This window comes from Streptomyces sp. GC420, from assembly GCF_009916105.1.
Classification (GTDB): domain Bacteria; phylum Actinomycetota; class Actinomycetes; order Streptomycetales; family Streptomycetaceae; genus Streptomyces.
Genome location: NZ_JAAAXQ010000428.1, coordinates 1 through 6,077, shown reverse-complemented (window position 1 = coordinate 6,077; position 6,077 = coordinate 1). Strand labels below are relative to the sequence as shown.

4 protein-coding genes and 1 pseudogene are annotated in these 6,077 nt (G+C 71.8%); 1 reads left to right on the top strand and 4 read right to left on the bottom strand.

The features are described 5' to 3' along the window. The 3 genes from GUY61_RS33150 to GUY61_RS33140 all read right to left on the bottom strand — a co-directional run. Positions 1-1,532: nickel-dependent hydrogenase large subunit (locus GUY61_RS33150; RefSeq protein ID WP_166634028.1), on the bottom strand; the 1,532-nt coding region annotated here is incomplete at its 3' end. 110 nt (positions 1,533-1,642) lie between these two features. Next, the gene (locus GUY61_RS33145; RefSeq protein ID WP_166634027.1) at positions 1,643-2,722 is read right to left on the bottom strand and encodes a hydrogenase expression protein HypE; all 1,080 of its coding nucleotides are present in this window, start codon (positions 2,720-2,722) and stop codon (positions 1,643-1,645) included. Positions 2,723-2,772: 50 nt separating this feature from the next. Continuing rightward, on the bottom strand, positions 2,773-4,650 hold the full coding sequence (locus GUY61_RS33140) for an enoyl-CoA hydratase-related protein (protein ID WP_166634026.1): 1,878 nt from the start codon (positions 4,648-4,650) through the stop codon (positions 2,773-2,775). Positions 4,651-5,016: 366 nt separating this feature from the next. On the opposite strand from GUY61_RS33140, the gene GUY61_RS33135 reads away from it, so the two are divergent. Continuing rightward, positions 5,017-5,955 (top strand): alpha/beta fold hydrolase, encoded by a 939-nt coding sequence (locus tag GUY61_RS33135; RefSeq protein WP_166634025.1) that lies wholly within the window; start codon positions 5,017-5,019, stop codon positions 5,953-5,955. Positions 5,956-5,964: 9 nt separating this feature from the next. On the opposite strand, the pseudogene GUY61_RS40785 reads toward GUY61_RS33135, so the two are convergent. Next, a pseudogene (locus tag GUY61_RS40785) lies at positions 5,965-6,077 on the bottom strand (IS5/IS1182 family transposase); the annotation flags it as partial.

The window sequence follows — 6,077 nt, the reverse complement described above, 5'->3', positions numbered from 1 at the left end:
TAGTTGGCGATCTTGCCGTCGCGGATCACCATGTGGTGCGAGAGCACACCGCGCACGGCCTCGGTGAAGCCGACGCCGATGCCCTCGTCCGGCACGTCGAACTTCTCCCAGGTCTGGGTGCGTCCCGCGCGCACCTCCTCCAGGCCCTTCTCCGCGAAGTCGAGCGCCATGGCGGCGCAGTAGGCCTGGAAGTAGGTGCGGGCGCGGTTGCGTTCCAGTGCGTTGCTCCATCGCGGGATCTGCCACTCGAGGGTGGTCTCGGGCTTGGTCATGGTGCGCGGCAGGTTGATGACGACGCTGTGGCCGGTGGCCCTGACGTGGCCGGTGTCGACCAGGCCCGACAGGGCGGTGGACCACAGGCGGGCGAGGGGGCCGCCGCCGGTGTCGAGGGCGAGGTGGTCCTTGCCGTCGAACCAGCGCGGGGACATCACCCAGCTGTAGTTGCCGTTGAAGTCGCGTTTCTGCGGCGCGGGGATCGTGTGCTGGTTCCACGGGTGGCGCGGGTCCACGGGGTTGCCGAGCGGATCGTGGGTGACGAACTGCTCCTGGCCCTGCCAGTCCTCGTAGTACGAGCTGCCGAGGAGGACGCGGATGCCGAGGTTGATCCGGGTGAGGTCGTTGGTGACCAGTTCGCCGTCGACGACGATGCCGGGGGTGACGAACATCCGCCGGCCCCAGTCGGACATGTTGGCGTAGGTGAAGTCGCAGTACTCCGGGTCGTTGAACGCGCCCCAGCAGCCGAGCATGACCCGCCTGCGGCCGACCTCCTCGTACCCGGGCAGGGCCTCGTAGAAGAAGTCGAACAGGTCGTCGTGGAGCGGGACGACGCGCTTCATGAACTCCACGTAGCGCGTCAGGCGGCTGAGGTAGTCCGTGAAGAGCTGGACGGACGCGATCGTGCCGACACCGCCGGGGTAGAGCGTGGAGGGGTGCACATGGCGCCCTTCCATCAGGCAGAACATCTCCCGGGTGTAGCGGCTGACCTGGAGCGCCTCCCGGTAGAACTCGCCCTCCAGCGGGTTGAGCGAGCGCATGATGTCGGCGATGGTGCGGTAGCCGTGGTCCGCGGCGTGCGGCGCCTCGGTGCGCTCCGCCATGTGCAGGACGCCCGGGTTGGTCTCGCGGACCATCTTCTCGCAGTAGTCGACCCCGACCAGGTTCTCCTGGAAGATGTTGTGGTCGAACATGAACTCGGCGGCCTCGCCGAGGTTGATGATCCACTCGGCGATGTGCGGGGGCTTCACGCCGTAGGCCATGTTCTGCGCGTACACCGAGCAGGTGGCGTGGTTGTCTCCGCAGATGCCGCAGATGCGGCTGGTGATGAAGTGCGCGTCCCGGGGATCCTTTCCGCGCATGAAGACGCTGTAGCCGCGGAAGACCGACGAGGTGCTGTAGCACTCGGCGACCCGCTTCTGCTTGAAGTCGATCTTCGTGTGGATGCCGAGACTGCCCACGATCCGGGTGATCGGGTCCCAGGCCATCTCCACCAGGCCACTGCCGTCGCCGGCCGCCTTCGTCGTCGGTGTTGCCATTGTGTTGCCGTGCCCTTCTTCGGAGCGGTCGTCAGCGGGGAGGTCTTCGGGCGGGAGGCCGGGCCGTCAGGCGGAGAGGCGTGACGCCGGCCGGGCGGCGGGGTCGGTGATCACCAGGGCGGCCGGTATCCGGTGGTCAGCTTCTTGCCGGTGCTGCGCCACCTGGGTTCCTTGTCCACGGTCTTGGCCGTGACGGACCGCAGTTTGCGGATCACGGCCCCGTACGCACCGCTGGCGGCGCTGGACACCTTGCCGCCGGGCGGTTCGTCCATGAACGGCATGAACTTGTCGGGGAAGCCCGGCATGGTGCAGGCGATGCAGATGCCGCCTACGTTGGGGCAGCCCCCGATGCCGTTCATCCAGCCGCGCTTGGGGACGTTGCACTTCACGACCGGGCCCCAGCAGCCGAGTTTCACCAGGCACTTGGGCGAGTCGTAGGTGAGGGCGAACTGGCCCTGCTCGTAGTAGCCGGCCCGGTCGCAGCCCTCGTGCACGGTGGCGCCGAACAGCCAGGTCGGGCGCAGCTTGTCGTCCAGCGGGATCATCGGGGCGGAACCGGCGGCCTGGTAGAGCAGATAGGTCAGGGTCTCCGCGAAGTTGTCGGGCTGGATGGGGCAGCCGGGGACGCACACGATGGGAATCCCGGCCTTGGACTTCCAGTCCCAGCCCAGGTAGTCGGGAAGGCCCATCGCGCCGGTCGGGTTGCCGGCCATCGCGTGGATGCCGCCGTAGGTGGCGCAGGTTCCGATGGCGACGACGGCGAGTGCCTTGGGGGCGAGGCGGTCGATCCATTCGGTGGTGGTGATGGGCTGGCCGGTCTCCGGGTTGTCGCCGAAGCCGCACCAGTAGCCCTCCTGCTTGATCGCCTCGTTGGGGATGGACCCCTCGATGACCAGGACGAACGGGTCGATCTCGCCGCGCTCGCCCTTGAAGAACCACTCGATGAAGGTGTCGGCGCCGCCCACCGGGCCGCACTCGAAGTCGATCAGCGGCCAGTGGACGGCGACCTTCGGCAGTCCCGGCAGCTCGCCGAGCACGATCTGCTCGATGCTCGGCTGCATGGCGTTCGTCAGCGAGACCGAGTCGCCGTCGCAGCTCAGTCCCGCGTTGATCCAGAGGATGTGGATCGTGGGTGTGTCCTCGGTGGCTGCCGACCCGGTGTCGGCCTTGGTCGGCGTTGCTGCATCCATGGGGATGCCTCCTCGGGGAGGTATGCGGCGAAAGCCGGCAGATCGGGCCCTCAGAACTCTTGGTAGCAGGGGATCGGTGCACGTGTGACGTCTTGCGGGGCCGATCCGGTGACGCCTGGCGGCGGGCCGCCCCGCCCGGCCGTGCGGTGTGCGGACGAGGCCGCGAGGTGGGGCGGGGTGCACCGCGGACGCTCCTTGCGGACGAACGCGCGCCGCAGCGCGTGGTACGGCGCTTCGGGATCGAAGAACACCCGCCGCATCCGGGCGAGTTCCTCCTCCCTGTACGCCGCCAGCGGCCTGATGGCCTCCTGCCGCTCCCGCTCCGCCTTCTTGGCGGCGATCCGCGACTGGAGCGCGGGCAGCGCGGCCGGCCCCGTGGCCAGCCTGGCGACCTCCGCGGCGAAGTCCCGCGGCGCGCAGTCGACCACCCGGTCGGCCAGGCCGAGCCGGCACGCGGCCGTCGCGGTGACGGGCAGTGCCCGGCGGGTCAGGCGGTCCGCCGCCTCGCCGCCCGCCCGGCGCGGGAGGGTGTACGTCCAGTACTCGGAGCCGTAAAGCCCCATCAGGCGGTAGTGGGGGTTCAGGACCGCGCCGGATCTGCACCACACCTCGTCCGCCGCCAGGGCGAACATCGCCCCGCCGGCGGCGGCGTTGCCGCCGACTGCGGACACCACGAGCCGGTCGGTGGTGGTCAGGACGGCCTCCACCAGGTCGTCCATGGCGCACAGGTTGGCCCAGGACTCGGCGCCGGGGTCGGCGGCCGCCTCGATCACATTGAGGTGGATGCCGTTGGAGAAGAAGTCCCGCGCACCGCCCAGGACCAGCACGGACGTGGGCCGGGAACAGGCCACCCGGTAGGCGTGCAGCAGACGGCGGCACTGCGTGGTGCTCATCGCGCCGCCCGGGAAGGAGAACGACAGGAAGCCGACGGGCCCGTCCTCGCGGTAGCGGATGTCGGACCAGGTGTCGCGGCCGGCGTCCAGGAAGAGGGGCAAGGGGTCCTCGCGCAGGGCGGGCAGCCGGCCGGCGAGGGCGAGCGTGGCGGGCAGTCTGTACGTGGCGGGACCTCCGGGTGAGCGCCGGGGCCGCAGTTCCGGGATCCACACGGCGCCGTCGGCGGTGGCCCGGCAGACCGCACCGGCGCGGGTGGCCAGCAGCTCGCCAGGACGTCCGCGCAGCCGGTCCTCGGAGTGGCCCCCGTGCAGGTACCACTGGCAGCCGGACAGCTCGTCGAGCACCCCGGGCTGGGAGTCCGCGGCGCGCAGCTTGCGCAGCACCTGCGCGGTGGAGTCGGTCTCCCAGTGGATCCGCCGGACGCTCTGGTCCAGGTACGGGCGGGTCCTGCCGTATGTGGCCTCGCCCGCGCCGACACCTCCCCCGCCGGCACCTCGCCCTCCGGCTCCTCCTGCGCCGGCTCCTCCTGCGCCGGCTCCTCCACCTCCGGTGCCGGTCTGCGGCCGGGGGCGGAAGGTGCCGGAGGCGAACCGCTCCACGGCCCGCAGGACCGCCGCCAGCGCGGCGTCGGAGATCTCGTTGCGGTACAGGTCGCTCTTCGCCACCGGCGGCACCGGGCAGGCGGCCGAAGCCCAGACGTCGCCCGCGTCCATCTCGGCCTCGGCCTGAAGGACCGTCACGCCCCACTCGCGGGCGCCCTCGTGGATGGCCCAGTCGAGCGAGGAGGGCCCGCGGTCTCCCACGGGACCCGGGTGGACGACGAGGCAGGTGCGGGACGACCACACGTCCCGGGGAATGGCCGTCTTCAGCATCGGCGCCAGCACCAGCCGCGGGTCGTGGCGGCGCACGGCCTCCCGCACCGACTCCTCGTCCGGGGTGAGTTCCACCGCCACGGTGTGTCCGAGGTCCGCGAGTTCGGCGTGCACGCGCTGGGTGAGGCTGTTGTAGGCACTCGCGACGAGCAGGATGCGCAAGGGGGACCTCCCGGCGAGCGGTGGCTGGCGGCCGGGCCGGTGCGTGTCCGGCCGTCAGCGATCGTCGGGCACACCGGGTCGGCCGCCGCGGGCCCCGAGCCGCAGGGTCACCCGAAAGCGAACACGGCGGCGGCCACCCGGCGGCGTACGCCCCGGCGTTGCCGGGGCCGGGGACCGTGCGGGGCCGGGGCCGGGGGCGCGGTCGTGCCCGGTGCCGCCGGCGCGCACCTGCCGCCCGTCGCCCATCCGGCGCTGTGGACCGCCCGCGGCCGCGGGACGGGGCATAGCCTGGCGTCCCTGTGCCCTTGGGGCCGGACCGGGCCACCGCCCTCGCGCGGACACCGCTCCGGCAGGAAGGATCGACCCATGCAGAGCGTGCACACGGACGTACGAGCGATCACCCTGGACGCCGGCGGGCACCTGCTTTCGGCGCTGGTCTCGACCCCGGCCGGTGTCCCGCCGCGGGCCGTCGTCGTCGCCGTCCACGGCGGCGGGATGCGGGCCGGCTACTTCCACGGGCCCGCCCACCCGGACCTGTCGCTGCTCTCCCTGGGCCCGCGCCTTGGGTACGCCGTGCTCGCCGTCGACCGGCCCGGCTACGGGCTGTCGGCCGAGCGGCTGCCCCAGGGCCAGCGCGTGGCCGACCAGGCCGCCACCCTGCACGCCGCGCTGGCGCACTTCGCGGCCCACCACGACACGGGGGCGGGCTTCTTCCTCCTCGCCCACTCCTACGGCGGCAAGATCGCCCTCCGGGCGGCGGCCGAGAATCCCGGCACCACACTGATCGGGCTGGACATCTCGGGCTGTGGGCACCGGTACGCCGTGGACCCCGGTCTGCTGACCGACCCGGACGAGCGCCGCCCGCTGTCCCACCTCAACTGGGGGCCGCTGCGGCTCTACCCGCCCGGCACCTTCCGGCTCGCGGGCGGCCTGCTGGCCCCGCGGCCGGAGCTCGAGGTCCGCGAGGCGCCGGAGTGGCCGACCGCCTTTCCGGGTGTCGCCGCCGACGTGCGGGCACCGGTCCGCCTGACCTTCGCCGAGCACGAAGGGTGGTGGCGCCACGACAACCAGGCGGTCACGGAGCTGACCGAACTGCTGTCCGGCACACAGGTCACCCTGGACCGGCTGCCGAACGCGGGCCACAACATCAGCCTTGGCTGGGCCGCCCGCACCTACCACCTGCGCGCCCTGGCGTTCCTCGAACAACTGCTCCTGGCCAGGGACACCCGCGGCGTCGGCGCGGCCGAGAGCGCGGCGGAGGTCCCGGCCGGTCCGCCCCACGAGGTGACCCCGAGCCTGAACTAGGGTCCGTCTTCAAACGGATCTTGCCCATAGCAGGAATGAGGCGAGAGAGACCGCTGCTTCGTAGGAGGTGGCGGTCTTGTCATATCGGGTAGCGATGCCGCGGAAGTTCTTGAGCCGGTTGA

Excerpts from the sequence above, each read along its gene's own strand:
- GUY61_RS33145 (WP_166634027.1), bottom strand. The coding sequence starts at position 2,722 with ATGGATGCAGCAACGCCGACCAAGGCCGACACCGGGTCGGCAGCCACC.
- GUY61_RS33135 (WP_166634025.1), top strand. The coding sequence starts at position 5,017 with ATGCAGAGCGTGCACACGGACGTACGAGCGATCACCCTGGACGCCGGC.